The following is a 23215-nucleotide window of genomic DNA, read 5'->3' on the forward strand; positions in this document are numbered from 1 at the left end:
CCTTCATCCTGCCAATGCAATGTCGTAGCGGTCGCGCCACCGCTCCCGTATCAGCGCCCCGATACGGCGGCATTCTTCATCGGCATTGGTCTTCAGCATGCGGATGAACCGCTGTGCTTCCGTGTGGGCGATCTCCAACGCCTTCCGGTCCCGGACCAGGTTCGCATACTTAAACACGGGCATGCCCGACTGGCGCGTTCCCACAATCTCACCGGGCCCGCGCAGCTCGAGATCGACCTCGGCAATGCGGAAGCCGTCGTTGGTCTCGCACATGATTTCCAGGCGGCGTTGGGCTTCAGGGTTGCCGCGGGCGTTGCCGATCAGAAGGCACAGCGACTGCGCGGCGCCGCGTCCCACGCGCCCGCGCAATTGATGAAGCTGCGCCAGGCCGAATCGTTCGGCATGCTCGATCACCATGAGGGTGGCGTTGGCGACATCCACCCCCACTTCGATTACGGTCGTCGCCACCAGGATCTGGATTTCTCCAGCCGCAAAAGCGTTCATGATCTGGTCTTTCTCGACGCTCTTCATCTTCCCGTGCAGCAGGCCGACGCGCAGATCGGGGAAGATCTTTTCCTGGAGCTGTGCGGCCATCTGGGTGGCGGCGCGCAGGTCAGACTTCTCGGTCTTCTCCACCAGCGGATAGACCACGTAGACCTGGTGCCCCTCTGCCGCTACCCTGCGCATCTCGTCAAATGCCTCGGCGCGTTCCTTTCCCTGGATCCAGCGCGTCTGGATGGGCCGGCGGCCGGGCGGCAATTCGTCGATCACCGAGACCTCCAGGTCGCCATACAAGGTCAGCGCCAGTGAGCGGGGAATGGGGGTGGCGGTCATGACCAGCATGTCAGGCAACTTCCCCTTGCTTTTTAGGACATTGCGCTGGATGACCCCAAAGCGGTGCTGCTCATCGACGACGACCAATGCCAGATTCCGGAACTCCACCCCTTCCTGGATGAGCGCGTGCGTCCCGATTGCGACGCGCGTCTCGCCGCTGCGGATGCGCTCCAGTGCCCCCCGCTTCTCCTTTGCGGGCAGGCTGCCCCTGAGGATGTCCATCGGGTAACGGAGCGGTGCCAGAAGCCTGCGAAAATTGAAATAATGCTGCTCGGCCAGGATTTCCGTAGGGGCCATGATCGCCGCCTGGAATCCGTTCTCCACGGCGATGATCGCAGCCTGCGCGGCGACGATCGTCTTCCCCGATCCGACATCCCCCTGCAGCAGGCGGCTCATGGGGCGCGGCGAGCACATGTCCTCCGCAATCTCCTTCAGGACGCGTTTCTGCGCAACGGTCGGATGGAACGGAAGGATCTTTTTGATCGCCCGCCGCACCTCTTCACCCAGGCGCAGCTTTCTTTCTTTCAGGACACGTGTCCGGCTTTCACGCACCAGCCCGACACCGACCTGAGCCTGAAAAAGTTCTTCGAAGATCATGCGTTTGTGGGCCGGCGAGAGGCCACGGTTCAGCATCTCCATTTCTGCGGCACGCGCATCGGGAGCAGTTGCCCGCAGTTCCGGGAAATGGATCAGCGCCAGAGCCCTGGCCCGGGGGAGGAGGCGGTACTGGCGGCGAAGGTAGGGAGGCAGCGGATCGACCGTTTCCGGCGGCATGCCACCGACCGCCCTATAAAGGATCTGGCGCAGCGCCCGGGCTCGCAGGGCGCCCAGCCTGCGATAAATCGGCACCACGCGCCCTGAGTGCACGGAGATTCCGGCAGACTCCTCCTCGAGCACTTCGCACTCGGGATTAGTGAAGCAGAGCGCTCCGCGGGCGTAGGTATCACGCTTCACCTGGCCATAAATGACGAGTTTCATTCCCTGCCGATAGACGTTGCGCAGGTAGGGTTGATTGAAAAACTTGAGTTCGACGCTCGCGGTCCCGTCGCGCACCAGGATCTCGAACACCGAAAGTCTGCGGCGGCGCGTTTCAAATCCCCCCACGCTGCAGATTTGACCCCGGGTCAGGACCCACTCTCCTTCGCGCAGCGATCGCAGGGGGCGGTATTCGGTGCGATCTTCGTAGCGGAAGGGAGGATAGTCAAGCAGGTCGCCGACCGTGCGGATGCCCTGCGCCGCAAGTTCCTCGGCACGTTTTGGGCCGACGCCCTTCAGGTATTGAACCGATGCATCCAGACTCATCGTCTTGCGTTCAGCCACGTCCGCGGAATTTGGCATAAGCTCATTATAGTCTCCGATTTATCGATTTTGGATTTTGAACTGGTTGAGGTGGTTCACCTGGGACCAATCCAGGCATGTTCCAAATCAAAATCCGCAATCCAAAATCTAAACTCCTTTCCCGTGGTTTCTGTCGGGCATCATTGCAATGGTCTGAGGTTTGCTATAGATTTGGCCAATGCGAAATTTCAGCCGTCTCTGTTGGTACGCCGGTTTGATCGGTCTGTCCTTCTTACCTAACGGATGCGGCGGACGGGCGGTCAACAAAAAAACAGCTCGCGACGTGATTGTCGGTTCTCCTGCCGACGCGCTGACGAAGGCAGACCTCGAAGTGCTGTCGGTCACACAGGTGGGGTCGAGCGAGGCGGTCGTGGAAACACAGCTCCATTCCGCGTTCCGCCTGCAGAGGAGTGGCAGCGAGTGGGTGGTTTGCGAGGTCCGCGTGGGCCATGGGCAGTGGGAAAAAGTGAACGACATCATGCGAGCCCTGCAGCAGGTCAAAATTGACGAGACCCGGCAGTCTCTCGAGAAAATCGCGGCCGCAACCGAAGCCTACCGGCAGAAAAACGGCCGTCTGCCGGAATTCAAAGACTACATCGGATTGTCGGATGCTCTCTACCCGCTTTATCTATCGCCGTTGATCCGCGAGGATGCATGGAAACATCCCTTGGCCGCTTTCCGCCTGGGCTCCGACGCGATCCGCCTCATTTCCGCAGGGCCCGACGGCAAGCAGGGTACACCGGACGACATTGAACTGACCAAAACCTTCCCTCGCTAGAGGGCATCGGAAATCCGGGAGGAATCCATGAGCTTCGGGCTCCGAACGACAGTTGCTGCCATTTGCTTACTTATCTTCCTCCCGGGCTCCGGGCTTTCTTATCCATCGGCACAAGCCGAAATCCAGTGGCTCCGCAGCCTCTCGGCGGCGCTTGGACAGGCATCCTCCGAACATAAGATGATCATAGCCGAAATGGTTGCCGACTGGTGCCCGTGGTGCAAAATAATGGAAAAGGAAACCTGGGCGCAGCCAGCCGTGATCGCCTTGAGCGGTCGATATGTTTTTCTAAAACTCGACATCGAAAAGGATGGGGACGGCATTGCGCTGGCCAAGAAGTTCAGAGTTAGTGGCTTGCCCACAGTGATGCTGATGACATCCTCGGGAGAGGAGTTTACGAGGCTTGAGGAATATTATCCAGCCCAGGAGTTTATCGACAAATTGAAAGCAGTGCTCGCCGACCCTGAGTCGCTGGGAAACCTCAGAACGGCGCTGATCCGTGATCAGGAGAATATCGAGCTGCGCTTCAAGCTGGGCTACGGACTCTTCAGCCGCTCCAATTACACGGAAGCAGAAGGACATTTCGCCCAGATCATTCAGAGAGATCCGCAGAACAAGTCCAAAAAAACGGACGCTTCGATGTTTTACCTGGCTGTATGCAAAGCGGACCGGTCCGATGTGGAAGGCAGCCTGGCCGCTCTCGACCGCCTGCGCAAGGATTTTCCCGACAGCAACGTGGTGCCCGGCAGTTTCATTCTCGCCGGCCAGGTGCTTTTGCGAGCAGGCAAACGCCCGGAAGCTCGCGAGCAGGTTCAGGCTTTTTTGAAAAAGTACCCCGGCCACCCCCTGACTGCAAGAGCCAACGAACTCCTGGCACAGATCGGCAACCAGTAAGCTGATGCGCCCGGGACGGCATTCAGCAAGCATGCCGGGGGGACCCGGGATCCATGTCCGGTTCCGGACTCATTGGATGCCGGGCGCTTTGGCTGGTATTACGGGAATAGCCGTGTAGAGCCCCTGATTCTGCATCAGCGCAACAACCGAGAATGTCTTGGCCGCCCGTTCGATCAAAACCATCGACCCCTTGAACCGCAGGTTGGGGTCGTTCAGGTCTTCCCAGAGGAATCGTGGCACGTGGCTGCCAGGCCTCAGAGGATTTAAACCCGGGGGATAGACTTCTCTGGAGAACGATCCGTCCGGATTGACCAGCACAAGCTTGATATTGATGTCTTCCTTGCCGGGGTTTGCCACTGCATAACCGGTGAGGCGGCTCTGTGCGCCCAGGGTACGGTCGTCGTCAACCGGAATTGTTGCGGCTTTCGTGGCCGCCGCCGAGAGGACTCCCACGATGGTGCCGAGGACGTTCTCATTCCTGAGCTGGAATGTCGCCACCCCCTGCACGGAACCGCCTGAACTTTCAACGCGCGCCCACCCTGCTCTGGCGGGATCCCCCGGGCTCAAGGCGCCGGCCGTAACCAGCTGCGTCCCCCCGGGACGTATGCTGACCAGGAAGGAGGAGGCAACCTGATCCGGATTGCCGGGCGAAATGAAAAGCGCGTTCAGAGGTTTGCCATCGTCCGCCGTAAGAATCAGGCTGCCCGAGACTGCCTGTGAACCGGTGTTCAGAAGTGTGTAAATCGTGCTGTATCCGCCCCCGATGGCGACCTGTGCGAAAAAGTTAGTCGTGGCAGCAGGGCCCGACTGTGCCGCGGGAATTACGGGAATTGCCGTATAGAGCCCCTGATTCAATACGAGTGCTACGACGGAGAACGTCTTTGCCCCCTGCGCGGTCAATACCATCGTACCTTTGAATTGCAGGTTCTGATCGCCCAGATCTTCCCAGAGGAAGCGGGCAACATGGCAGCCGGGCAAAAGAGGATTCAGGGCCGGCGGGTCGATTGTTCTGGAGGCAGGCGATCCATCCGTGTTGATCAAAGCCAGCCGGATGTAAATCGCCTCGTTGCCGGGATTCGCCACGGCGTAACCGGTGGCGCGGCTTTGAGTGCCGAGGGTGTGGTCGTCATCGATGGGAATCATTGCAGAGCTGGTCGCATCCGCAGACAGAACTCCGACGACGGTTTTCAGCTCACTGCCATTCATTTGCCGGAACGTTGCGACCCCCTGCAGGGAGCCGCCTGAACTCAGAACGCGCGCCCAGCCTGTGCCGGCTGGGTCTCCCTGGTTCACGGCACTTGCCGTGATGCTCTGGGTGCCCCCGGGAGGGATCCTGATTGGAAAGGAGGAGGCTACCGTGTCCATGTATCCTGTCGACGACAAACCGGCGCTCAGCGGCTTGCCGTCCTCGCCCGTCAAAATGAGAATGCCTGAGGTTGCTTCGGCCCCGGTATTCGTAAATGTAAAGGTGGTCGCGTATCCGCCCCCGACGGCAGCCTGGGCAAAAAATGTGTTATCGGCACCCGGTACTGCCAGCAGAGACTGATATGCGTCGATCAGCCCCCATCCAAAGTACTTGTCCCAACCCGGACCATCCTCGTTCGCAGGCCCGATCTGATCCCGGGCGCCTACCTTGAGGGCGTCATATACCTGCTGGCAGCTGAGCCCGGGATTGACGGCGAGCATCAACGAGATGAGTCCACTGACGAAGGGCGCGGCCGCTGAAGTTCCATAAAACCAGTCCGCTTCCCCGAATGCGGGGAAATCGAGCGCCATGATCGAGTCCCCCGGCGCCACGAAAGCTATGTGATTGCCATAATTGCTGCCGCTAGTCGAGCTGCCGAAGAACGGCGCTGCTCTCTCGCCCCGGTTGTTGATCGCCCCGACTGCAATCACGCCCGGGATTGCCGCAGGATATTCGGGGGCTTCGACGTTGGTGTTCCCCATCGAGGCAACAATGTTGACGCCGTTCATCTGTGCGTAGGCTACCGCATCTGACAGAGCCTGGCTGGGCTCGGTCCCCCCGGCGCTGATATTGATTACCCGGGCGCGTTGACCGACTGCGAATATGATCCCCTGAGCAAACGCAGAGTAGCTGCCGTGGCCGGTTGAATCCAGGATCTTGACGGGGAGGATGCGGCATTTCCAGTTCATCCCTGCAATGGTATTGCCGTCTCCTCCCGTCGCAGCCGCGATGCTGGCGACCGCCGTTCCGTGGCCTCGGTCGTCGGCAGGGAGGGTGCTTTCGTTAATAAAATTGTAGCCGGGAATGATTCTGTCTGCGAAGTCGGGAGCATTCAGGGCAATTCCGGTGTCCAGAAAGGCCAGAATGATATTGCTGTCCCCAGTTGTAATATCCCATGCGGCCGGAGCGTCGACATCGATTCCGGGCTTCCCTGGGGGTGATAGTTGTCCCTTGTTCTGCAGCCCCCATTGCCAATAGAAATCCGGATCATTCGGCACCGTCATAGCAGGGCTCGTGCCGGCGCGCGCGAGCGGTCCTGAGCCGTCGGCCTGTCCGATGTAATCACGCTCTGCGTATTCCACCTCCGGGTTGGCCGCCAGGTCTCTCAGCACCTCTTCCAGGTTGGCGCCCTCGGCAAGCTGAGCCACGAAGATGCGCTCGACTCCTCCGGGAAGGGGATTGATTCGTGTTCCCGCGTCGAGTTTGATCGGCGTCAACCGTTCGAGTCGTGCTATTTGAGTGCCCGAGGCGTTTCTCGCCAACATCCTCGAATCCTGCTTGAACTTGACGATGATCTTGTGCGGATCAAACTCCGCGGATGGATGGACTTGTGCTACCGCCGCAGAAATGGGAATAAAAAGGATCAGGAAGAAAAGCGTGAGAAGTGGGATCCTCTTCCCAAGACTCATTTCGATCTCCTCAGACTCGAAAACAGAACCGATTCCAGGGGTGGCCTTCAAACTCGGCAGCCGGTGGAAACCGGATTCAGCCCATTTTCAGCAGCGCATGCGGACAACCTGAGAATCCGGAGTAACTGAACGCCCCGGGAACCGAATTCTGAGCAAACGGGCAAGCGCCCGCCCTCGCCGGAAACTCCTTCGGGAGCGTATCATGCGCGGCCTGATCTTACCGCAAAATCCAGAATCCAAAATCCAAAATCGAAAGTGATTTTCAGACTTTCGAGAGGAGGTGGCCGAGCTTTTCCTTCTTGATCTTGAGGTATTCCTGAGACGAGGAGTTGGGCGAGATCTCGAGGGATACGCGTTCTTCGACCCGGACCCCCGCCTTTTCCAGGCCAAGAACCTTATCCGGATTGTTCGAGAGCAACCGGATACGGTTCGCGCCGAGATATTTCAGGATCTCCGCCGGGAGGCGGTATTCACGCAGGTCAGCCTGGAATCCCAATTCGATGTTGGCAGCAACGGTGTCCATGCCTTGATCTTGAAGCTCGTAGGCGTGGATTTTGTTGGTCAGCCCGATGCCGCGCCCCTCCTGCAGCTGGTAGACGAGCACTCCGCGCCCGGCCTCGGAAATGATGCGCATGGCTTCGTGCAGCTGATCGCCGCAATCACACCGCTCGGAGGCAAAAACATCGCCCGTCAGGCACTGGGAATGAATCCGGACCAGTACGGCGCCGGCTGCGGCGAGGTCGCCGGCAACCAGCGCAACGGCTTCTTCCCCGGTTTCAGGGTCGCGAAAGCCGTAGATGGTGAAATCTCCCAGACGCGTGGGAAGTTTTGCCTGAGGGACCTTTTCAAAATTCATGGTACGAGAAAAGCATTAAAAGTTGCATTGGGGATCGGGGAAAATTGGTGAGAGATCAGTGACAAGTAAAAGGCTCAAGGCATCCAGCCTCGCACCCATCACTCAGGACTCATCACTTATTCCTTAGGTTCGTCCGCGGGCTTCTGTTTCTCCGCTTTCTTCGCTTTCCTGCCGCCCTTCTTCTCCTCGCCCTTGGGAGCCTTGTATCCGCTCCCGACCAGTTCGAGAATGGCCATCTGGGCGCCGTCGCCCTGTCTGAAACCCAAACGGATGATGCGGGTGTAGCCGCCGTTGCGCTGGGCAAAGCGCGGTGCCAGGTCCTTGAAGAGTTTGGAGACCACGTCGGGATCCTTCACAAAAGCCAGAGCCTGCCTCCGTGCGTGGAGTGATTCGCGCTTGCCCAGGGTGATCATGCGTTCTGCGATGGGGCGCACCTCTTTGGCGCGGGGCAAAGTAGTGCGAATACGCTCCTTGTCGAGGAGCGAGGTTACCATGTTGCGGAACATGCTTATCCGATGGGGGGTTTTACGTCCCAGCTTTCTGCCCGCATTTCGATGTCTCATGAATACGATCTCCGATTTGCTACGATAATCTCCCCTGTCACTCCGGCTTGGGGGCGGGCAGAGGCTTGCCGTCATCGCCAAGCTTCATGCCGAATGACAAGCCCATTTCCGAGAGTATTTCCTTGATCTCGTTCAGGGACTTGCGACCGAAGTTCTTGGTCTTGAGCATCTCGGCTTCGGTCTTCTGAACAAGCTCTCCGATGGTTTTGATATCGGCGTTCTTGAGGCAGTTGTAGGAGCGCACGGAGAGTTCCAGCTCCTCCACGGAGCGCTTGAGGTTGTCGAACAAGCGCTCGGCGTCGCGATCGACTTCCTCTTCCTCTTCCTCGGGCTGCTCCTCGAAGTTGATGAAGATGAACATGTGGTCCTTCATGATCTTCGCGGCTTGAGCGATGGCGTCCTGCGGACGAATGCATCCGTTGGTCCACACATCGAGAACCAGCTTGTCGTAATCGGTCGTCTGCCCGAGCCGGGCGGCTTCGACGCTGTAATTGACCCGCTTGATGGGCGAATGAACGCTGTCGAGCGGAATGTATCCGATCGGCAGGTCCTCTTCGAAGTTCTCGTCGGCGGGAATGTAGCCGCGGCCGTTCTTGACGCGCATCTCGATTTTCAGCAACCCACCTTCACCGATGGTCGCGACGTGAACATTCGGATCCAGGATCTCGACATCCGGGTCGAGGGTAATGTTGCCTGACTTGACTTCGCCCGGCTGATCGGTCTCAAGATAAACGGTCTTCTCGTGCGCCACTTTCAGCCGGATCGGGATCTGCTTGAGGTTCATGATGATGTTGGTGGCGTCTTCCGTCACATTGGGGATGGGGGTGAACTCGTGCAGCACCCCTTCGATTTTGACCGCCGTTATCGCCGCCCCTTCTATCGACGAAAGCAGGACCCGGCGCAGGGCGTTACCGATCGTCGTGCCGAATCCGCGCTCAAACGGCTGAGCATAGAACTGTCCGTAGGTCGGACTCAGTGTCTCGAGGTCGCAAATCAGTCTTTTAGGCTTCTGGAACCCTTTTGTCATAATCTTCTCCAGTGATGGAACCACTACAGATGACGGAGGAAGCTTTTTTCACTCGTCATTCGTCATTCGCCATTTGTCACGTGTCCGGTTCCGTCTCTACTTCGAGTAGAGTTCGACGATCAATTGCTCATCGATAGGCATCTGCAGATCGTCGCGTTTCGGTAAGGCCACCACCGTGCCCTTCAGGTTTGCAGCATCCAGCTCGAGCCAGGCCGGCACACCACCGCGCCCTCCCACCGTCGCAACGGAGTCCTGGATCTGCTGGACCTTTTTGGTCTTTTCCCGCAGAGTTATGACGTCGCCGGCATGGACGGCCAGCGAGGGGATATCCGCTTTCTTCCCGTTGACGAGAACGTTTCCATGGTTGACCAGCTGGCGCGCCTGATCCCGCGAAGTGGCAAAGCCCAGGCGGCAGACAACGCTGTCCAGCCGGCGTTCCAGATTGAGCAGAAGCGTCTCACCCGTGATTCCCTTCTTCTTCTCGGCTTTTCCGAAGTAATTGGCAAACTGACGCTCGAGGACACCGTAGATGCGACGCACCTTCTGTTTCTCGCGCAGCTGCAGACCGTAGCCGACCAGCGGTTTCGGACGCCGATCACGTCCATGCTGGCCGGGAGCAAAGTTGCGCTTTTCAATCCCGCACGTGTCTTTGAAGCATCGGTCTCCTTTGAGAAAGAGCTTCATTCCTTCCCGGCGGCAGAGCCGACATTTTGCTTCGCGATATCTAGCCAAATTTTTTCTCCTCTTTCGAACTTTCCGTCCGGGACCGCACGCGGGAGCCCGGACGACCTCCAGACTCTAAACCCTGCGACGCTTGGGCGGCCGGCAGCCGTTGTGGGGAATCGGGGTGATATCGCGGATGTTCTTCACCTCGAGCCCCGCCGCCTGAAGTGCCCGGACGGCGGACTCGCGGCCGGCGCCGGGCCCCTTGAGGTAAACCTGCAGTGAGCGCATGCCGTAGTCCTTGGCGCCGGCTGCCGCGGTCGTGGCCGCCTGTTGCGCAGCGAACGGAGTGCCCTTGCGCGATCCCTTGAAACCGACGGCTCCGGCACTCGATGTGGTAAGAAGGTTCCCCTCGAGGTCGGTGATGCTGATGATGGTATTGTTGAAGGTCGCCAGAATGTGGGCGATCCCGCTCGGGATGGTGAGCTTTTCGCGCTTCTTTCCGGTCTTCTTCTTCCCTGTCTTTTTTACCTTTTCCGCCATTGATTCACTCCTGATCCGGTCCGGCCCGGAAACGATTCCGATCCCACTTCGATGCCGGCGTGCTACTTCTTACCGACGATCCGGCGCGGCCCCTTGCGGGTGCGCGCGTTGGTGTGGGTCCGCTGCCCGTGCACGGGCAAACCGCGGCGGTGACGCAAGCCGCGGTAGCAACCTATTTCCATGAGCCGTTTGATATCCATGGAAACAGCTTTGCGCAGATCGCCTTCGACCATGCCGTCCCTCTGGATGATGTTTCGGATGCGGACGGCCTGATCTTCGGTAAGATCCTTTACCTTGGTGCCAACATCGACTTTTGCCTCTTCGCAGATCTTCGTCGCCCGGCTCCTGCCGATTCCATAGATGTATGTGAGCCCGATCTGCACCCGCTTGTTCAGTGGCAGATCCACTCCCGCAATTCTAGCCAAAGTTTACCTCCCTAAAGCTGAGTGAGGCGCCGGCCTCAACCCTGTCGTTGCTTGTGCTTGGGATTGGGGCACTGAATGTACACCACTCCCCTGCGGCGGACTACCCTGCATTTAACGCAGATCTTTTTAACCGATGCACGCACTTTCATGACAGTCACTCCACGGCGATACGCCTACCCAAACTCCCTCGATACTTCACGTCGCACGCCGGAGTTGATTCCCCAGGAATCGACTCGCGGGCTACTTATACCGGTAGACGATGCGCCCCCGGGTCAAATCATAAGGGGACAGTTCGACCAGGATCTTGTCCCCGGGCAGGATGCGGATGAAATTCTTGCGCATCTTCCCCGACACGTGTGCCAGGACCATGTGCTTGTTTTCGAGCTCCACGCGGAACATGGCGTTCGGCAGTGTTTCCACTACCGTCCCCACGACCTCGATTGCATCCTCTTTGGGCATATGACATCCCGCGCCGCCGGTTACAAGGATGCGGTGCGATTCTGTTCCTCTCCATTCAGGACTTCGACGATTGAGCCGAAAATCTGGTCTACCTCCCCCTCTCCATTCACTTCCAGGTACTGCCCGCGCCGCCGATAAAAATCAATCAATGGCCGCGTCGCCTGATGATAGATCTGAAGCCGCTCTCGGATCACCTCGGGCCGATCGTCCTTGCGCTGTGTCAGGGCCGCACCACATTCGTCGCAGCGTCCCGGCTGGCGGGTCGGATGCAAGCCCGCGTTATAGATTCGATGGCATCGGGGGCAGTTCCAGCGCGCCGAAAGTCGGTCGACCAGGATCTCGTCATCCACCATGATGCCGATGGCCACGATATCGATGCGCTCCTGGGCAGCCAGTTTCTCAAAGAACTCAGCCTGGAGGAGCGTGCGCGGGTACCCGTCCAGGATAAACCCGTGCTGCGAATCCTCTTCCGCAAGACGCGTCTTGACGATCTCATCCACGAGGCTGTCGGGAACCAACTCCCCCGCCTCCATCACCTTCTGGGCCTCTTTCCCCAAATCGGTCTGCCTTCTTACCGCTTCCCTGAGCACATCGCCCGTGGAAATGCCGGGGTACCCATAGCGAGCCGCCAGCATGCGTCCCTGTGTCCCCTTACCGGCGCCCGGCGGGCCCAGCAATATCAGTGCTCTTCTCGCCATAAGATCGCCGTCCGGAGTACGAATCACCCCCTGCGGCCGCGAATCCGGCCTTTTTTCAAGAACCCGTCATAGTGACGCATGATCAATTGCGATTCGACCTGCTGGACCGTATCCATGGCCACGCCGACAACGATCAGCAATGAAGTACCGCCGAAATAGAAGGTTACGCCGAGCCCGGTGGTAATGACGCTCAGCCCCGCGCTGGTCAGCCAGTCGTCGAGCCTGGGACCGATCAGGGGGATCGGCTGAACCTTGAATCCTGAAATCAGGAATTCGGGCAGCAGGCAGACGAGCACGAGATAAATGGCGCCTGCCGCCGTGAGGCGGCTCAGGATCCGGTCAATGTATTCCGCCGTCCGCTTCCCCGGCCGTATCCCCGGAATGTAGCCGCCGTACTTCCGGATATTGTCCGCCACCTCCATGGGATTGAAGATGATGCTGACGTAGAAGAAGCAGAAGAAGATGATCCCGGTGATGTAGAGCAGGTTGTACAGGGGCATCCCCTGGGCGAGCTGCATCTGGAGACTCTTCAGGAACGTCTGCGGAAACATCATGCCGAGTGTCGAAGGAATGGACACGATCGATGCCGCGAAGATCACCGGAATTACACCGCCGGAGTTGACCCGCAGCGGCAGGTGGGTAGCCTGCCCGCCGTAGACCCGGCGACCGACGACCCGCTTGGCGTACTGGACGGGGATCTTCCTCTGCCCGCGCTCCACGAATACCACGGCCGCAACAGTGAGGATCATCACCACCAGCAGGATAATCACCGTAAAGAGGGTCCAGGTATGCTGCTGCAGGTTGGTCACAATCACATTAATAGCGTGGAACAAACCCACGACAATCCCGGCAAAGATGATCAAGCTGATCCCGTTGCCTATCCCTCTTTCAGTGATCTGCTCTCCCACCCACATGATGAAGGCGGTTCCGGTAGTCAGCGTGATCATAACCATGAGCCGGAAGCCCCAGCCCGGATTCTGCACGATGGACGGGCCGGTACCGGCGGATTTCTCAAGCGCGATCGCGGTCATGAAGCCCTGGAACAAGGTCAGAACCACCGTCAGGTAGCGCGTATACTGGGTGATTTTCTTGCGCCCCAGCTCGCCTTCTTTGGAAAGCTTTTCCAGGTAGGGGACCACGACCGTCGCCAGCTGAAGAATGATGGACGCCGTGATGTAAGGCATGATGCCGAGCGCAAAGATACTGAAGCGCCGGAGGTTGCCGCCGGAGAAAATGTCGAGCAAGCCGAAAACGGTTCCCGATTGAGAATTGAACAAAACATCGAGGGCGTCGTGGTTGATGCCGGGCGTCGGAATGAATGCGCCGAGGCGGTAGACGGCGAGCAATCCCAGCATAAACAGCACCCGTTTGCGCAGGTCCGGAATGCTGGCGATATTTTTTATTGAACTGAAAAACGGACTTCTTTCTTCTGGCATTGTTTTTCAACCATCCGGCCTACGCCGAAGTTTTTTCCTGCCTGGCGATCATTTCGACTGTGCCACCCGCTTTCTGAATCTTATCCAGCGCGCTTTTGCTGATCCGATGCGTCCGCACGTGGATTGCGTGCAGCAACTCGCCCGAGCCCAGGATCTTGAGGCCGTCCTTGAGGTTGTTGATAATCCCCTTCTCCTTGAGGATCTCGGGACCGACTTTTGCCCCCGCCTCGAATTTGGCCAGGCTTTCCAGATTCACGATCGCATATTCCTTGCGGAACAAGTTGTGGAAGCCGCGCTTGGGCAGGCGCCGGTGCAACGGCATCTGGCCGCCTTCAAAGCTGGGGCGAATCGAAGTCCCCGAGCGGGACTTCTGCCCTTTATAGCCGCGCGTCGCGGTTTTGCTGTGGCCGGTGCCGATCCCCCGCCCCACGCGCTTCGGTTTGCGATTGGCGCCTCGCGCCGGCGATAAACTGTTCAATGTCAGTGCCATCTTCGCTCACCCTATTCCGAATCCAGAATCGCGACCAGGTGGGGAATCTGGGCCACCATCCCGCGGACGGCCGGAGTATCCACCCTGGTCACGACTTGATTAAGGCGCTTGAAACCGAGGCTCTTGATGATCAGCTTGTGCTTCGGGGGCGTCCCGATGGCACTGCGGATGTACTTGATCCGCAGCATCGCACCCCCGGCGGGTTTGTCTTGCCTGGTGCCTTTCATAATCATATTTCCTCGACCTGCTTGCCGCGCAGTTTGGCGACTGCGGCCGGCTCCCTCAGGTTTTTCAGCCCTTCGAAGGTTGCTTTCACCACGTTGTGCGGGTTGGTGCTCCCCAGAGATTTGGTCAAAATGTTGGAGATGCCGGCGGATTGAACCACGGCCCGAACCGGCCCACCCGCGATCACCCCCGTCCCGTCGGATGCGGGTTTAAGCATCACTCTTCCAGCTCCGTAGCGGCCGACGACGGCGTGAGGGATCGTGCGCCCACTTAAGGGGACCCGAATCAGGTTCTTGCGCGCCTGTTCCACGCCTTTGCGGATGGCTTGAGGGACCTCTTTTGCCTTTCCCATGCCATACCCGACCAGCCCGTTCTGGTCGCCTACGACCACGAGGGCACTGAAGCTCAGGTTTTTGCCCCCCTTGACGACCTTGGTAACGCGGTTGATGGACACGACCTGGTCCTTCAACTCCTGCCCAGTCACATCGATTCTTTCCAAGCTCCCTCCTAGAACTTCAAACCGCTTTCGCGGGCCGCTTCCGCCAAAGCCTTGACGCGGCCGTGGTAAAGGTAGCCGCCGCGGTCGAAAACGACCGCCTTGATCCCCTTGGCCTGCGCCCGTTCGGCAATCGCCTTGCCGACCAGTTTGGCCGCACCGATGTTCCCCGCCTTTTTCCTATCACCGCACACCTCGGACTCGAGGGTGGAGGCAGCAACCAGGGTCTTGCCGGAAAGATCATCGACGACTTGGGCATAGATGTGGGTCAAGCTCCGATAGACGCACAATCGCGGCCGTTCCCCGGTGCCGGAAAGCTTCCGGCGAATTCTCATATGAATCCTGCCGCGTTCGTAGGCGCGGTCAATTGGAGTGATCATTACGCACCCTTCTTTCCGACCTTAAGCCGGACCGTTTCGCTGGCGTAGCGGATGCCTTTGCCTTTGTAGGCATCGGGTTTGCGCAGAGCGCGGATGTCCGCCGCCACCTGTCCGACCAGCTGCCGGTTCGCCCCCGAAATGGTCAAGGTCGCAACGTAGTTCTGGATCGTTCTCGGCTGCTTTTCCACCTTGACGGCAATGCCCTCGGGGATGGGGAACTCGATCGGATGCGAATAGCCCAGACTGAAGGTGACCGCCTTCGGTTTGGCTTCTGCTTTGAACCCGATCCCAACGATGTCGAGCATTTTGCTGAAGCCCTCCGTGACACCGCGGACGTTGTTGGCGGCCAGAGCGCGCGCCAGCCCGTGATAGGCAGGATACGGTTTTTCGTCCGAATCCCGGGAAGCCAGGAGCTCGTTGCCTTCAATCTTGAAGTGAATGCCGGGCGGAATCGGGCTGGTGAGCTTCGTCTTTTTGGTCTCAACCTCAAGCATCCCATCCTTGATCGAGATCTTGACGCCGCTGGGTATCTTTATGGGTTTCTTGCCAACTCGCGACATAACGCACCTTTAACGTAGCAATCCAATCATGGTTCTCAGCTGATCGTGCAAAGCACCTCGCCGCCGAGCCCCTTTTCCTGAGCCTGCTTGCCCGTAAGCAACCCTCGCGATGTGGAGATGACGCACACACCCATGCCCCCCTGAACTGTGGGGATGCGCGACTTGTCCGCATAGACGCGGCACCCGGGCCTGCTCACCCGGGTAAGGGTGCTGATCACCGGTACCCTTCCCGGTGCATACCGGAGGTAAACACGAATCATACCCTGTTTTTGTTCGCTCGAGACCGTATAGTTGGAGATATAGCCTTCCTCCTTGAGGATCCGGATCAGCTCCAACTTCATCTTCGACGACGGGATATCGACCGTTTCGTGTCTCGAGGCGATGGCGTTGCGGACCCGGGTCAGCAGATCGGCAATCGGATCGGTCATACTCATAGGTTCAACTCTCCAGCCAGGGACGGGCTTCACGCGCCGGCAATCGATCGCCGGACCTGACAGCCTGCCATGCTCTTACCAGCTCGACTTGGTAACTCCCGGAATTTCACCTGACAGCGCCAGATTCCGGAAGCAGATACGACAGAGCTGGAATTTTCTATACACTCCACGGGAACGGCCGCAGCGCTGACAGCGATTGTGGGCGCGCACCTTGAATTTGGGTTCGCATCTGGCCTTTGCCCTCAAGCAATTTCTTGCCACGGTGACTCCTTAAGCAGGCAGCGCACTGCCTGAATACATAAGACTATTGTTCCTTCTTTGCAAATGGCATGCCCATCAGGGTCAACAATGCGCTGGACTCATCATCGGTCGCGGCAGTAGTCACGATGGTGATGTTCATGCCGCGCGCCTTGTCAACTTTGCCGTAATCGATCTCGGGAAAGATCAACTGGTCGCGCAATCCCAGAGTGTAGTTGCCGCGCCCGTCAAACGAGCGGGTCGAAACCCCGCGGAAGTCGCGCACGCGGGGTAACGCGGTATTGACCAGCCGGTCGAAGAACTCGTACATGCGGTCGCCGCGCAGGGTGACGGTTACGCCGATCGGCATGCCCTGGCGCAGCTTGAACGCAGCGATCGACTTCTTGGCTTTGGTGACCACAGGGCGCTGTCCGGTGATGGCCGCCAACTCTTCGGAAGCCGTATCGAGTATCTTGGCATTGGCGATCGCCTCGCCCAGTCCCATGTTCACGTTGATCTTCACCAGTCGGGGCACTGCCATTACATTCTTGTAACCGAACTGCCGCGTCAGGGCAGGCACCGCCTCCTTCTTGTAGAACTCACGCAATCTACTCATGACCGGATATGCCCCTTACTCATCCATTGACTCGTTGCACTTTTTGCAGACTCTGGCCTTGCGGCCGTCTTGCATCACGTTGAATCCCACACGGGCGCGCTTGTTGCAGCGCTTGCAGACCACCATCAGGTTCGACAGGTGGATGGAGGACTCTTTGGGAAGAATGCCGCCCTTGACGTTTTTTTGCGGGTTCGGCCGGGTGTGCTTCTGGATGAAGTTCAGCCCCTCCACGATCGCACGGTTCTTGTCCGGAAAAACCCTGAGCACCTTTCCTGTCTTGCCTCGGTCTTTGCCCAACAGCACGTAAACCTGATCGTTCTTCCTGATATGCGCTTTGTACATTGGTTCCGATCCTCGCTCGACCGCCACTAAATCACTTCCGGAGCCAGCGACACGATTTTCAGGAATTCCTTGTCCCTGAGTTCGCGGCTGACTGGGCCGAATACGCGTGTTCCGATTGGCTCCTTTTGATCATTGATGAGTACGGCCGCATTATCGTCGAAGCGGATATAGGTGCCGTCCTTGCGCCGATGTTCCTTGCGGGTGCGCACAACTACGGCTTTCACCACCTGGCCTTTTTTCACGGTACCGTCAGGAGAGGCCTCCTTCACGTTCGCGGTAATGATGTCACCCAGGGTGGCGACGTGTCCTACCTGGTTACCGAGCGGCAGAATGCAGGAGATTCTCCGGGCTCCAGAATTGTCCGCCACTTCCAATATGGTACGCATCTGTATCATGGCTGCTTTACCTCAATGAATTTTGGATTCTGGATTTGTGATTTTGGATTTTGGGGCAGTCGGCTGGTTGCCTTTCAATCCAAAATCTAAAATCCAAAATCCAAAATCCCAGTCCCTAGGTCGCTTTGGACAGGATTTCCGTCACACGCCACCGTTTTCGTGCACTCAAAGGGCGGGTTTCCATGATGCGCACCCGATCCCCGACGTGACACGAACTGTTCTCATCATGGGCCAGGAAAGTCGACGTCTTCCGCAAAGTCTTTTTGTATAGAGGGTGCCGGACCAATCGGTCGACCTCCACGGCGACGGTCTTCTGCATCGCCGTGCTGGTGACAACCCCCACCTGAGTATGCCGGATGCCCCGCTCCTTCTGCGCCGTACTCGTCATTTCCCTGCCCCTTGCCTCTTGGCCTCGTCTGCCAGTTCCATCTCACGGAGGATCGTCTTTACCCGCGCGATATCCTTGCGCACCACCCTCATGCGGGAAGCGCTTTCGAGCTGCCCGGCCGCCGCCTGGAAGCGGAGCTTGAAAAGCTGCTCCCGAAGTGCGGCTGCTTCCAGAACCAGGTCCTCCCTGGACATGTCCCTCATTTGGGAAGCTTTCATGCTTCCTCCATGCCGAATCGTTTCACGAACTTTGTCTTAATGGACATCTTGTGCGCCGCCAGACGCAACGCTTCCTGTGCGACGCTCTCATCGATGCCTTCCATTTCGTAGATGATCTTGCCGGGACGCACGACCGCAACCCAACCCTCCGGGGCTCCTTTGCCTTTGCCCATGCGGGTTTCAGCTGGTTTCTTGGTGATCGGCTTGTCGGGGAAGACCCGGATCCAGATCTTGCCGCCACGCTTGATGAACCGCGTGATCGCCACACGTCCTGCCTCGATCTGCCGGTCGGTGACCCAGCCCGATTCCATCGCCTTCAGTCCGTAGTCGCCGAACGTGACCTCGGCACCCCGCCAGGCCTTGCCGCGGCGCTTGCCCTTCTGCTGCTTTCGATATTTGACCTTCTTCGGCATCAACATGTACTTCTGCTCCTGCTAAACAGATCACCGCCCGAGCTCGGGCTTCTGCATCTCAAACACCTCGCCCTTGTAAATCCAGACCTTGACACCGATGACACCGTAGGTGGTTTGGGCTTCGGCGAAACCGTAATCGATGTCGGCACGGATCGTGTGCAAGGGAAGCTGGCCGTGCAGGTACCATTCCGACCGGGCGATCTCCGCGCCATTCAGACGGCCCGCGGTTCGCACTTTGATCCCCTTGGCACCGAAGCGCAGGGTGCTGTCGACTGCGCGGCGCATGGCGCGCCGGAAGGCGATGCGCTTCTCCAATTGCTGCGCGATCCCTTCGGAAACCAGCTGCGCATCCAGCTCGGGCTTGTTCACTTCCTGGATTTTGAGATTGATGTCGCGCCCGGTGAGCACCTGCAAATCCTTCTTGAGCTTTTCGATCTCGCTCCCCTTCTTGCCCACGATGATGCCCGGGCGCGAGGTGAAGATGATGATCGTTAGCTTGTTGGCAGCCCTTTCGACCTCTACGCGCGACACGCCCGCATGAGCGAACTTCTTCTTCAGCATGACCTTCAGCCCGAGGTCTTCGTGAAGAAGGGCGCCGTAATCCTTGCGCGCAAACCAGCGTGAGCGCCAAGTCCGGTTGATGCCGAGCCTGAAACCGTAAGGATGAACTTTCTGACCCAAGATGCCTCCTTACTCCTCTATATCCTTGCCTTTGATCGTGATGGTGATGTGCTTGTAGCGACGCTGCTGCCGATAAGCCCGTCCCATCGGGGCGGGGCGGACACGACGCCGCCACTTGGTCGGGCCTGAATCCACCACGGCACGCTCCACGATAAACGAGTCGACGTCCGCCGTCGCGTTCTTCTCTTTGGCGTTCGCGACCGCAGAGAGCAGCACCTTTTCAACGGGTCGCGTGGCACGCTTCTTCGTGAACTTCAGGATCGCCAGCGCTTCCTGCACTCTCCTGCCGCGAATAAGGTCGATCACCAAACGAGCCTTTTGCGGCGATCCCTTTAAGTATTTTCCTGTCGCCCTAGCTTCCATATCGAATCCAGTGGGCTTTGACCGGCTGGTTGCAGCAGCTGCGAAATCAACAAGAAGTTGCTGCCGCTACAGTCCGCCGTGCACTCACCCTCTCCTCCCGCTGATCACCAACTTCATTCGCGACGAACTCCTTGGAGAACGCAAGCCTTGCTGCGTCTCGTTTCGCGCTGCTGTGGAGCGGCCGGCCTGAAAGGCGGCAGCAAGCTGCCGCACTCCAAGGGGGCCGGTATCACTGCTCTTCCGAAACTCCATACTAAGTCTTGACGACGGTCGCCTTTTCAGCGGCCTTTGTAGTGTGCCCCTTGAAGATGCGCGTGGGAGCGAATTCTCCCAGCTTGTGGCTCACCATGTTCTCGGAGATGTAAATCGGGATGAACTTCTTGCCGTTGTGCACCGCGATCGTGGCTCCCACCATCTCCGGTGTGATTGTGGAGCGCCGCGACCAGGTCTTGATCACATTGCGGCCGCTGGCACCGCTGAGCATCCGCACCTTCTTCAAGAGGTGCTCATCCACAAATGGGCCTTTCTTTACCGATCTTGCCATGATGCACTCCGCCTATCTCTTGCCCCGGCGCTTGATAATGAAGCGCTGAGTTCGCTTGTTGTTGCGCGTTTTATATCCCTTGGTCGGCAAACCCCATGGGCTGACCGGATGCCGTCCGCCCGAAGTTTTTCCCTCGCCGCCGCCATGCGGGTGATCGATCGGGTTCATAGCCACGCCCCGGACGGTCGGTCTCCAGCCCATCCACCGCGAACGGCCGGCCTTGCCGATGGAGATGTTCTCATGATCCAGGTTCCCTACCTGCCCGATGGTCGCGTAGCAGTCCAGGTGCACCATCCGTGTTTCGCCCGAGGGCATTTTGATCTGCGCATACCCGGCTTCCTTGGCCAGAAGTTGCGCCGCGACACCGGCAGCCCGTGCCATCTGGCCGCCTTTCCCCTTCTTGAGCTCGATGTTGTGAATCATGGTGCCGAGCGGAATGTTCTTGAGGGGCAAGGCATTGCCGACCAGAATGTCGGCGCCTTCGCCGGCAACCACAGTGGTGCCCTCCTTCAATCCGTGAGGGGCCAGAATGTAACGCTTCTCGCCGTCCGCGTAGGTTAGAAGGGCGATGCGCGCCGAGCGGTTCGGATCGTATTCGAGGGTCGTGACCCGTGCCGGAATGTCGCGTTTCTCCCGAAGGAAATCGATTACCCGGAACAGGCGCTTGTGTGCTCCGCCCCGATGCCGGATGGTGAGGTGCCCCTTGTTGTTCCTCCCCGAGATTCTCCGCTTCGATTCCGTCAGCCGCTTGAGCGGGCGACCGGCGGACAGCTCCTTGTTATCAAGAGTGGTCCGAAACCGAATCGCCGGCGATGTGGGCCTGTATGTCTTGATTGCCATGATTCCAGCAGCTCCTGCCGAGATCAAACCATCTCGGAGAATTCGAACATCTTTTCGCCCTTCTTCAACGTCACGTACGCCTTCTTCCAGTCGGGCTTACGGCCCGAGAAACGACCCTGGCGACGCACCTTGCCGTGAAAGTTGGCAGTGCGGACGCTTGCGACCTTCACCTTGAATATCTGCTCGACCGCGTTCTTGATCTCGATCTTGTTCGCGTTGCGCGCCACCTTGAAAGTCAGGGTTTGGAGCTTTTCCTTTTCGAAGGTGCTCTTTTCGGTGATCAACGGCAGTTTCAGGATGCTGTGTGCTGTCTTCATCGGCTCAGTACCTCCTGCACCTGCAGAATCGCTTCCTTCGAAAAGATGAGCACCTCATGATTGACCACATCGTGGATGTTGACTCCCTGGCCCGGCACAAGCTTCACCTTGGGAAGATTCCGAGAGGAAAGCTCCAGGTTGCGATTTGCGCTCGAGTCGACGAGGAGCACTTTGCGCCCGGCGCCGAAGCCATGGAGCACTTTCTGCAGGTCTTTGGTCTTGGGGCTCTCGACCTGGAACGCGTCCACAACCGTCAGGCAGTTCTCGTTGAACCTTGCGGATAACGCCGACCGCAGTGCTCCGCGGATCTTCTTGCGCGGAAAGGCGTAGACATAACTGCGCGGCTGCGGGCCGTGGACGGTCCCTCCGTGCCGCCATAGCGGGCTGCGGATGCTGCCGATCCGGGCCCGGCCCGTCCCCTTCTGGCGCCAGAGTTTCTTGCCGCTCCCGCTCACCATGCCGCGGTTCCTGGTCGCCGCGGTGCCGGCGCGCAAGGAATCCTCATAGTGCTTTACCGCTTCCCAGATGAGGGGCACGTTCAGCGGGGCTTTGAAGACCTCGTCAGAGAGCTCCAGCTTCCCGACTACCTCATTTGCGAGGTTTCTTACTTCAATCTCAGCCATTCCTGAACCTCGAGCTCCCACCCCGTGCTGCGGCGGGACCTTTCATCTAAGCCTTGGTTACGATCACGTATCCGCCGTTTCGGCCCGGAACCGCACCCTTTATCACCAGCAGATTCTCCTGGTCCTGAATGCGCACTACGCGCAGGTTTTGCACGGTGACGCGCGCATTGCCCATATGCCCGGCCGCCCGCATCCCCGGCAGCACGCGGCTCGGGAACGCCGATGCTCCGATGGATCCGGGAGCGCGGTGAAACATGGAGCCGTGAGTCGCAGCCCCGCCGCCGAAGTGGTGCCGCTTTACCAGCCCGGCGAAACCGCGCCCCTTGCTGATGCCCACGACATCCACCTTGTCTTCGGGATGGAACACCTGGTTCACCAGGATCTGGTCGCCCACCTTGAGCGGTTCCGCACTGTCGTCGGACCTGAATTCGCGCAGGATCCGGACTGGAGGCACGTCTGCTTTTTTGAAGAGGCCGGCCCGGGGTTTGCTCACTCTCGAAGGGCGCACAAACTCCACCAGCCCCAGCTGCAGGGCGTCGTAGCCGTCCTTCTCCTTGAGCTTCTTCTGGACAACAATGCAGGGACCGGTCTTGATCACCGTGGCCGGGACGACCTTGCCGTCCTCCTCGAAGATCTGAGTCATCCCTACTTTGACTCCGATAAGTCCATCCACCATAGGCGTTCCGGGCTGAGGGATTTTGGATCTGCGATTTTGGATTTGAAACGACGGGAAAAATCCAAAATCTAAAATCCAAAATCTAAAATTCCACCTTGCCCTTCCTTTCTCTATTTATGTTCCGTTCCGAAGGCCTTGATCTCCACGTCGATCGCCGCGGGCAGATCGAGTTTCATAAGCGCGTCAACCGTTTGCGGCGTAGGTTCGAGAATATCCACCAGGCGCTTGTGCGTGCGGATTTCGAACTGCTCCCGCGATTTCTTGTCCACGTGTGGAGAGCGCAGCACACAGAACTTGTTCTTCACCGTGGGCAGCGGGATCGGGCCCGAGACGCGGGACCCCGTCCGCTTGGCGATATCCACAATCTCCGACGTCGACTGGTCCAGCACCCTGTAATCGTAGGCTTTCAACCGTATTCTGATTTTTTCGTTAAGCATAGGTTTTCTGCTTTATTCCAGAATTTCCGCGATGGTGCCGGCGCCCACCGTATGGCCGCCTTCGCGGATCGCGAACCGCAACCCCTTCTCCATCGCAATCGGCGTGATCAGCTTGATCGTCAGGTTCACGTTGTCGCCCGGCATCACCATCTCCG

36 protein-coding genes are annotated in these 23215 nt (G+C 58.6%); 2 read left to right on the top strand and 34 right to left on the bottom strand.

Annotated elements, in window-relative coordinates; genetic code table 11:
* Positions 1 to 3: 3 nt before the first annotated feature.
* Positions 4 to 2172 (bottom strand): ATP-dependent DNA helicase RecG, encoded by a 2169-nt coding sequence (gene recG, locus LAP85_24530; protein ID MBZ5499577.1) that lies wholly within the window; start codon positions 2170 to 2172, stop codon positions 4 to 6.
* Positions 2173 to 2350: 178 nt separating this feature from the next.
* On the opposite strand from recG, the gene LAP85_24535 reads away from it, so the two are divergent.
* Together LAP85_24535 and LAP85_24540 are read left to right on the top strand one after the other, a co-directional pair.
* Positions 2351 to 2950: a type II secretion system protein GspG gene (locus tag LAP85_24535; protein MBZ5499578.1), complete on the top strand. Its 600-nt coding sequence runs from the start codon at positions 2351 to 2353 to the stop codon at positions 2948 to 2950.
* 27 nt (positions 2951 to 2977) lie between these two features.
* Positions 2978 to 3841: a tetratricopeptide repeat protein gene (locus LAP85_24540; protein ID MBZ5499579.1), complete on the top strand. Its 864-nt coding sequence runs from the start codon at positions 2978 to 2980 to the stop codon at positions 3839 to 3841.
* 69 nt (positions 3842 to 3910) lie between these two features.
* Here LAP85_24540 and LAP85_24545 read toward each other — a convergent pair whose 3' ends face one another.
* The 33 genes from LAP85_24545 to tuf form a co-directional block, all read right to left on the bottom strand.
* Positions 3911 to 6715, bottom strand: a complete 2805-nt coding sequence (locus LAP85_24545) for a S8 family serine peptidase (GenBank protein ID MBZ5499580.1) — start codon at positions 6713 to 6715, stop codon at positions 3911 to 3913.
* 262 nt (positions 6716 to 6977) lie between these two features.
* Positions 6978 to 7571 (bottom strand): GTP cyclohydrolase II, encoded by a 594-nt coding sequence (ribA, locus tag LAP85_24550; GenBank protein ID MBZ5499581.1) that lies wholly within the window; start codon positions 7569 to 7571, stop codon positions 6978 to 6980.
* Positions 7572 to 7687: 116 nt separating this feature from the next.
* Positions 7688 to 8134, bottom strand: coding sequence for a 50S ribosomal protein L17 (gene rplQ, locus LAP85_24555; GenBank protein ID MBZ5499582.1), 447 nt, complete (start codon positions 8132 to 8134; stop codon positions 7688 to 7690).
* 37 nt (positions 8135 to 8171) lie between these two features.
* Positions 8172 to 9164: a DNA-directed RNA polymerase subunit alpha gene (locus LAP85_24560; GenBank protein MBZ5499583.1), complete on the bottom strand. Its 993-nt coding sequence runs from the start codon at positions 9162 to 9164 to the stop codon at positions 8172 to 8174.
* A gap of 93 nt (positions 9165 to 9257) precedes the next feature.
* On the bottom strand, positions 9258 to 9893 hold the full coding sequence (gene rpsD, locus LAP85_24565; protein MBZ5499584.1) for a 30S ribosomal protein S4: 636 nt from the start codon (positions 9891 to 9893) through the stop codon (positions 9258 to 9260).
* Positions 9894 to 9959: 66 nt separating this feature from the next.
* Positions 9960 to 10367, bottom strand: coding sequence for a 30S ribosomal protein S11 (gene rpsK, locus LAP85_24570; protein MBZ5499585.1), 408 nt, complete (start codon positions 10365 to 10367; stop codon positions 9960 to 9962).
* Positions 10368 to 10429: 62 nt separating this feature from the next.
* Positions 10430 to 10792 carry a 30S ribosomal protein S13 gene (gene rpsM / locus LAP85_24575; protein ID MBZ5499586.1) on the bottom strand — a complete coding sequence of 121 codons (363 nt, stop codon included), beginning with the start codon at positions 10790 to 10792 and terminating at the stop codon, positions 10430 to 10432.
* 35 nt (positions 10793 to 10827) lie between these two features.
* The gene (rpmJ, locus tag LAP85_24580) at positions 10828 to 10941 is read right to left on the bottom strand and encodes a 50S ribosomal protein L36 (GenBank protein MBZ5499587.1); all 114 of its coding nucleotides are present in this window, start codon (positions 10939 to 10941) and stop codon (positions 10828 to 10830) included.
* A 91-nt stretch (positions 10942 to 11032) separates the two neighbouring features.
* Positions 11033 to 11251: a translation initiation factor IF-1 gene (gene infA, locus LAP85_24585; protein ID MBZ5499588.1), complete on the bottom strand. Its 219-nt coding sequence runs from the start codon at positions 11249 to 11251 to the stop codon at positions 11033 to 11035.
* Between the two features lie 20 nt (positions 11252 to 11271).
* Positions 11272 to 11949: an adenylate kinase gene (locus LAP85_24590; GenBank protein MBZ5499589.1), complete on the bottom strand. Its 678-nt coding sequence runs from the start codon at positions 11947 to 11949 to the stop codon at positions 11272 to 11274.
* A gap of 23 nt (positions 11950 to 11972) precedes the next feature.
* Positions 11973 to 13385 (bottom strand): preprotein translocase subunit SecY, encoded by a 1413-nt coding sequence (gene secY, locus LAP85_24595; GenBank protein MBZ5499590.1) that lies wholly within the window; start codon positions 13383 to 13385, stop codon positions 11973 to 11975.
* A gap of 19 nt (positions 13386 to 13404) precedes the next feature.
* Positions 13405 to 13869 carry a 50S ribosomal protein L15 gene (gene rplO / locus LAP85_24600; protein ID MBZ5499591.1) on the bottom strand — a complete coding sequence of 155 codons (465 nt, stop codon included), beginning with the start codon at positions 13867 to 13869 and terminating at the stop codon, positions 13405 to 13407.
* 17 nt (positions 13870 to 13886) lie between these two features.
* Positions 13887 to 14102: a 50S ribosomal protein L30 gene (gene rpmD, locus LAP85_24605; protein MBZ5499592.1), complete on the bottom strand. Its 216-nt coding sequence runs from the start codon at positions 14100 to 14102 to the stop codon at positions 13887 to 13889.
* A gap of 2 nt (positions 14103 to 14104) precedes the next feature.
* Positions 14105 to 14599 carry a 30S ribosomal protein S5 gene (rpsE, locus tag LAP85_24610; GenBank protein MBZ5499593.1) on the bottom strand — a complete coding sequence of 165 codons (495 nt, stop codon included), beginning with the start codon at positions 14597 to 14599 and terminating at the stop codon, positions 14105 to 14107.
* An 8-nt stretch (positions 14600 to 14607) separates the two neighbouring features.
* The gene (gene rplR / locus LAP85_24615; protein MBZ5499594.1) at positions 14608 to 14976 is read right to left on the bottom strand and encodes a 50S ribosomal protein L18; all 369 of its coding nucleotides are present in this window, start codon (positions 14974 to 14976) and stop codon (positions 14608 to 14610) included.
* Positions 14976 to 15536 (bottom strand): 50S ribosomal protein L6, encoded by a 561-nt coding sequence (gene rplF / locus LAP85_24620; protein MBZ5499595.1) that lies wholly within the window; start codon positions 15534 to 15536, stop codon positions 14976 to 14978. The genes rplR and rplF overlap by 1 nt, the downstream gene beginning before the upstream one ends.
* 35 nt (positions 15537 to 15571) lie before the next feature.
* Positions 15572 to 15970, bottom strand: coding sequence for a 30S ribosomal protein S8 (gene rpsH / locus LAP85_24625; GenBank protein MBZ5499596.1), 399 nt, complete (start codon positions 15968 to 15970; stop codon positions 15572 to 15574).
* Between the two features lie 75 nt (positions 15971 to 16045).
* On the bottom strand, positions 16046 to 16231 hold the full coding sequence (locus LAP85_24630) for a type Z 30S ribosomal protein S14 (GenBank protein MBZ5499597.1): 186 nt from the start codon (positions 16229 to 16231) through the stop codon (positions 16046 to 16048).
* 43 nt (positions 16232 to 16274) lie between these two features.
* Positions 16275 to 16823: a 50S ribosomal protein L5 gene (rplE, locus tag LAP85_24635; protein MBZ5499598.1), complete on the bottom strand. Its 549-nt coding sequence runs from the start codon at positions 16821 to 16823 to the stop codon at positions 16275 to 16277.
* Between the two features lie 15 nt (positions 16824 to 16838).
* Positions 16839 to 17165, bottom strand: coding sequence for a 50S ribosomal protein L24 (gene rplX / locus LAP85_24640; protein MBZ5499599.1), 327 nt, complete (start codon positions 17163 to 17165; stop codon positions 16839 to 16841).
* Between the two features lie 26 nt (positions 17166 to 17191).
* Positions 17192 to 17560: a 50S ribosomal protein L14 gene (rplN, locus tag LAP85_24645; protein ID MBZ5499600.1), complete on the bottom strand. Its 369-nt coding sequence runs from the start codon at positions 17558 to 17560 to the stop codon at positions 17192 to 17194.
* A gap of 115 nt (positions 17561 to 17675) precedes the next feature.
* On the bottom strand, positions 17676 to 17948 hold the full coding sequence (rpsQ, locus tag LAP85_24650; GenBank protein MBZ5499601.1) for a 30S ribosomal protein S17: 273 nt from the start codon (positions 17946 to 17948) through the stop codon (positions 17676 to 17678).
* On the bottom strand, positions 17945 to 18166 hold the full coding sequence (gene rpmC / locus LAP85_24655; GenBank protein ID MBZ5499602.1) for a 50S ribosomal protein L29: 222 nt from the start codon (positions 18164 to 18166) through the stop codon (positions 17945 to 17947). The genes rpsQ and rpmC overlap by 4 nt, the downstream gene beginning before the upstream one ends.
* The gene (gene rplP, locus LAP85_24660) at positions 18163 to 18585 is read right to left on the bottom strand and encodes a 50S ribosomal protein L16 (GenBank protein ID MBZ5499603.1); all 423 of its coding nucleotides are present in this window, start codon (positions 18583 to 18585) and stop codon (positions 18163 to 18165) included. Before rplP ends, rpmC begins: the two co-directional genes overlap by 4 nt.
* A 24-nt stretch (positions 18586 to 18609) precedes the next feature.
* Positions 18610 to 19260, bottom strand: coding sequence for a 30S ribosomal protein S3 (gene rpsC, locus LAP85_24665; GenBank protein MBZ5499604.1), 651 nt, complete (start codon positions 19258 to 19260; stop codon positions 18610 to 18612).
* 9 nt (positions 19261 to 19269) lie between these two features.
* Positions 19270 to 19623, bottom strand: a complete 354-nt coding sequence (rplV, locus tag LAP85_24670; protein ID MBZ5499605.1) for a 50S ribosomal protein L22 — start codon at positions 19621 to 19623, stop codon at positions 19270 to 19272.
* A 253-nt stretch (positions 19624 to 19876) separates the two neighbouring features.
* On the bottom strand, positions 19877 to 20167 hold the full coding sequence (rpsS, locus tag LAP85_24675) for a 30S ribosomal protein S19 (protein ID MBZ5499606.1): 291 nt from the start codon (positions 20165 to 20167) through the stop codon (positions 19877 to 19879).
* 12 nt (positions 20168 to 20179) lie between these two features.
* Positions 20180 to 21007 (bottom strand): 50S ribosomal protein L2, encoded by an 828-nt coding sequence (rplB, locus tag LAP85_24680; GenBank protein ID MBZ5499607.1) that lies wholly within the window; start codon positions 21005 to 21007, stop codon positions 20180 to 20182.
* A 23-nt stretch (positions 21008 to 21030) separates the two neighbouring features.
* Complete coding sequence (locus LAP85_24685) at positions 21031 to 21324, bottom strand: 50S ribosomal protein L23 (protein ID MBZ5499608.1); 294 nt, start codon at positions 21322 to 21324, stop codon at positions 21031 to 21033.
* Positions 21321 to 21947, bottom strand: a complete 627-nt coding sequence (gene rplD / locus LAP85_24690; GenBank protein MBZ5499609.1) for a 50S ribosomal protein L4 — start codon at positions 21945 to 21947, stop codon at positions 21321 to 21323. The genes LAP85_24685 and rplD overlap by 4 nt, the downstream gene beginning before the upstream one ends.
* 46 nt (positions 21948 to 21993) lie before the next feature.
* Positions 21994 to 22623, bottom strand: coding sequence for a 50S ribosomal protein L3 (gene rplC, locus LAP85_24695; protein MBZ5499610.1), 630 nt, complete (start codon positions 22621 to 22623; stop codon positions 21994 to 21996).
* A gap of 110 nt (positions 22624 to 22733) precedes the next feature.
* Positions 22734 to 23060 carry a 30S ribosomal protein S10 gene (gene rpsJ / locus LAP85_24700; protein ID MBZ5499611.1) on the bottom strand — a complete coding sequence of 109 codons (327 nt, stop codon included), beginning with the start codon at positions 23058 to 23060 and terminating at the stop codon, positions 22734 to 22736.
* A 12-nt stretch (positions 23061 to 23072) separates the two neighbouring features.
* Positions 23073 to 23215: elongation factor Tu (tuf, locus tag LAP85_24705; GenBank protein ID MBZ5499612.1), on the bottom strand; the 143-nt coding region annotated here is incomplete at its 5' end.

The organism is Terriglobia bacterium (assembly GCA_020072565.1).
In the GTDB taxonomy this organism is placed as follows: Bacteria; Acidobacteriota; UBA6911; order UBA6911; family UBA6911; genus JAFNAG01.

Excerpts from the sequence above, each read along its gene's own strand:
- recG (MBZ5499577.1), bottom strand. The coding sequence starts at position 2,172 with ATGCCAAATTCCGCGGACGTGGCTGAACGCAAGACGATGAGTCTGGAT.
- LAP85_24535 (MBZ5499578.1), top strand. The coding sequence starts at position 2,351 with ATGCGAAATTTCAGCCGTCTCTGTTGGTACGCCGGTTTGATCGGTCTG.
- LAP85_24540 (MBZ5499579.1), top strand. The coding sequence starts at position 2,978 with ATGAGCTTCGGGCTCCGAACGACAGTTGCTGCCATTTGCTTACTTATC.
- LAP85_24545 (MBZ5499580.1), bottom strand. The coding sequence starts at position 6,715 with ATGAGTCTTGGGAAGAGGATCCCACTTCTCACGCTTTTCTTCCTGATC.
- ribA (MBZ5499581.1), bottom strand. The coding sequence starts at position 7,571 with ATGAATTTTGAAAAGGTCCCTCAGGCAAAACTTCCCACGCGTCTGGGA.
- rplQ (MBZ5499582.1), bottom strand. The coding sequence starts at position 8,134 with ATGAGACATCGAAATGCGGGCAGAAAGCTGGGACGTAAAACCCCCCAT.
- rpsK (MBZ5499585.1), bottom strand. The coding sequence starts at position 10,367 with ATGGCGGAAAAGGTAAAAAAGACAGGGAAGAAGAAGACCGGAAAGAAG.
- rpmJ (MBZ5499587.1), bottom strand. The coding sequence starts at position 10,941 with ATGAAAGTGCGTGCATCGGTTAAAAAGATCTGCGTTAAATGCAGGGTA.
- infA (MBZ5499588.1), bottom strand. The coding sequence starts at position 11,251 with ATGCCCAAAGAGGATGCAATCGAGGTCGTGGGGACGGTAGTGGAAACA.
- LAP85_24590 (MBZ5499589.1), bottom strand. The coding sequence starts at position 11,949 with ATGGCGAGAAGAGCACTGATATTGCTGGGCCCGCCGGGCGCCGGTAAG.
- secY (MBZ5499590.1), bottom strand. The coding sequence starts at position 13,385 with ATGCCAGAAGAAAGAAGTCCGTTTTTCAGTTCAATAAAAAATATCGCC.
- rpmD (MBZ5499592.1), bottom strand. The coding sequence starts at position 14,102 with ATGAAAGGCACCAGGCAAGACAAACCCGCCGGGGGTGCGATGCTGCGG.
- rplR (MBZ5499594.1), bottom strand. The coding sequence starts at position 14,976 with ATGATCACTCCAATTGACCGCGCCTACGAACGCGGCAGGATTCATATG.
- rplF (MBZ5499595.1), bottom strand. The coding sequence starts at position 15,536 with ATGTCGCGAGTTGGCAAGAAACCCATAAAGATACCCAGCGGCGTCAAG.
- rpsH (MBZ5499596.1), bottom strand. The coding sequence starts at position 15,970 with ATGAGTATGACCGATCCGATTGCCGATCTGCTGACCCGGGTCCGCAAC.
- rplE (MBZ5499598.1), bottom strand. The coding sequence starts at position 16,823 with ATGAGTAGATTGCGTGAGTTCTACAAGAAGGAGGCGGTGCCTGCCCTG.
- rplX (MBZ5499599.1), bottom strand. The coding sequence starts at position 17,165 with ATGTACAAAGCGCATATCAGGAAGAACGATCAGGTTTACGTGCTGTTG.
- rplN (MBZ5499600.1), bottom strand. The coding sequence starts at position 17,560 with ATGATACAGATGCGTACCATATTGGAAGTGGCGGACAATTCTGGAGCC.
- rpsQ (MBZ5499601.1), bottom strand. The coding sequence starts at position 17,948 with ATGACGAGTACGGCGCAGAAGGAGCGGGGCATCCGGCATACTCAGGTG.
- rpmC (MBZ5499602.1), bottom strand. The coding sequence starts at position 18,166 with ATGAAAGCTTCCCAAATGAGGGACATGTCCAGGGAGGACCTGGTTCTG.
- rplP (MBZ5499603.1), bottom strand. The coding sequence starts at position 18,585 with ATGTTGATGCCGAAGAAGGTCAAATATCGAAAGCAGCAGAAGGGCAAG.
- rplV (MBZ5499605.1), bottom strand. The coding sequence starts at position 19,623 with ATGGAAGCTAGGGCGACAGGAAAATACTTAAAGGGATCGCCGCAAAAG.
- rpsS (MBZ5499606.1), bottom strand. The coding sequence starts at position 20,167 with ATGGCAAGATCGGTAAAGAAAGGCCCATTTGTGGATGAGCACCTCTTG.
- rplB (MBZ5499607.1), bottom strand. The coding sequence starts at position 21,007 with ATGGCAATCAAGACATACAGGCCCACATCGCCGGCGATTCGGTTTCGG.
- LAP85_24685 (MBZ5499608.1), bottom strand. The coding sequence starts at position 21,324 with ATGAAGACAGCACACAGCATCCTGAAACTGCCGTTGATCACCGAAAAG.
- rplD (MBZ5499609.1), bottom strand. The coding sequence starts at position 21,947 with ATGGCTGAGATTGAAGTAAGAAACCTCGCAAATGAGGTAGTCGGGAAG.
- rplC (MBZ5499610.1), bottom strand. The coding sequence starts at position 22,623 with ATGGTGGATGGACTTATCGGAGTCAAAGTAGGGATGACTCAGATCTTC.
- rpsJ (MBZ5499611.1), bottom strand. The coding sequence starts at position 23,060 with ATGCTTAACGAAAAAATCAGAATACGGTTGAAAGCCTACGATTACAGG.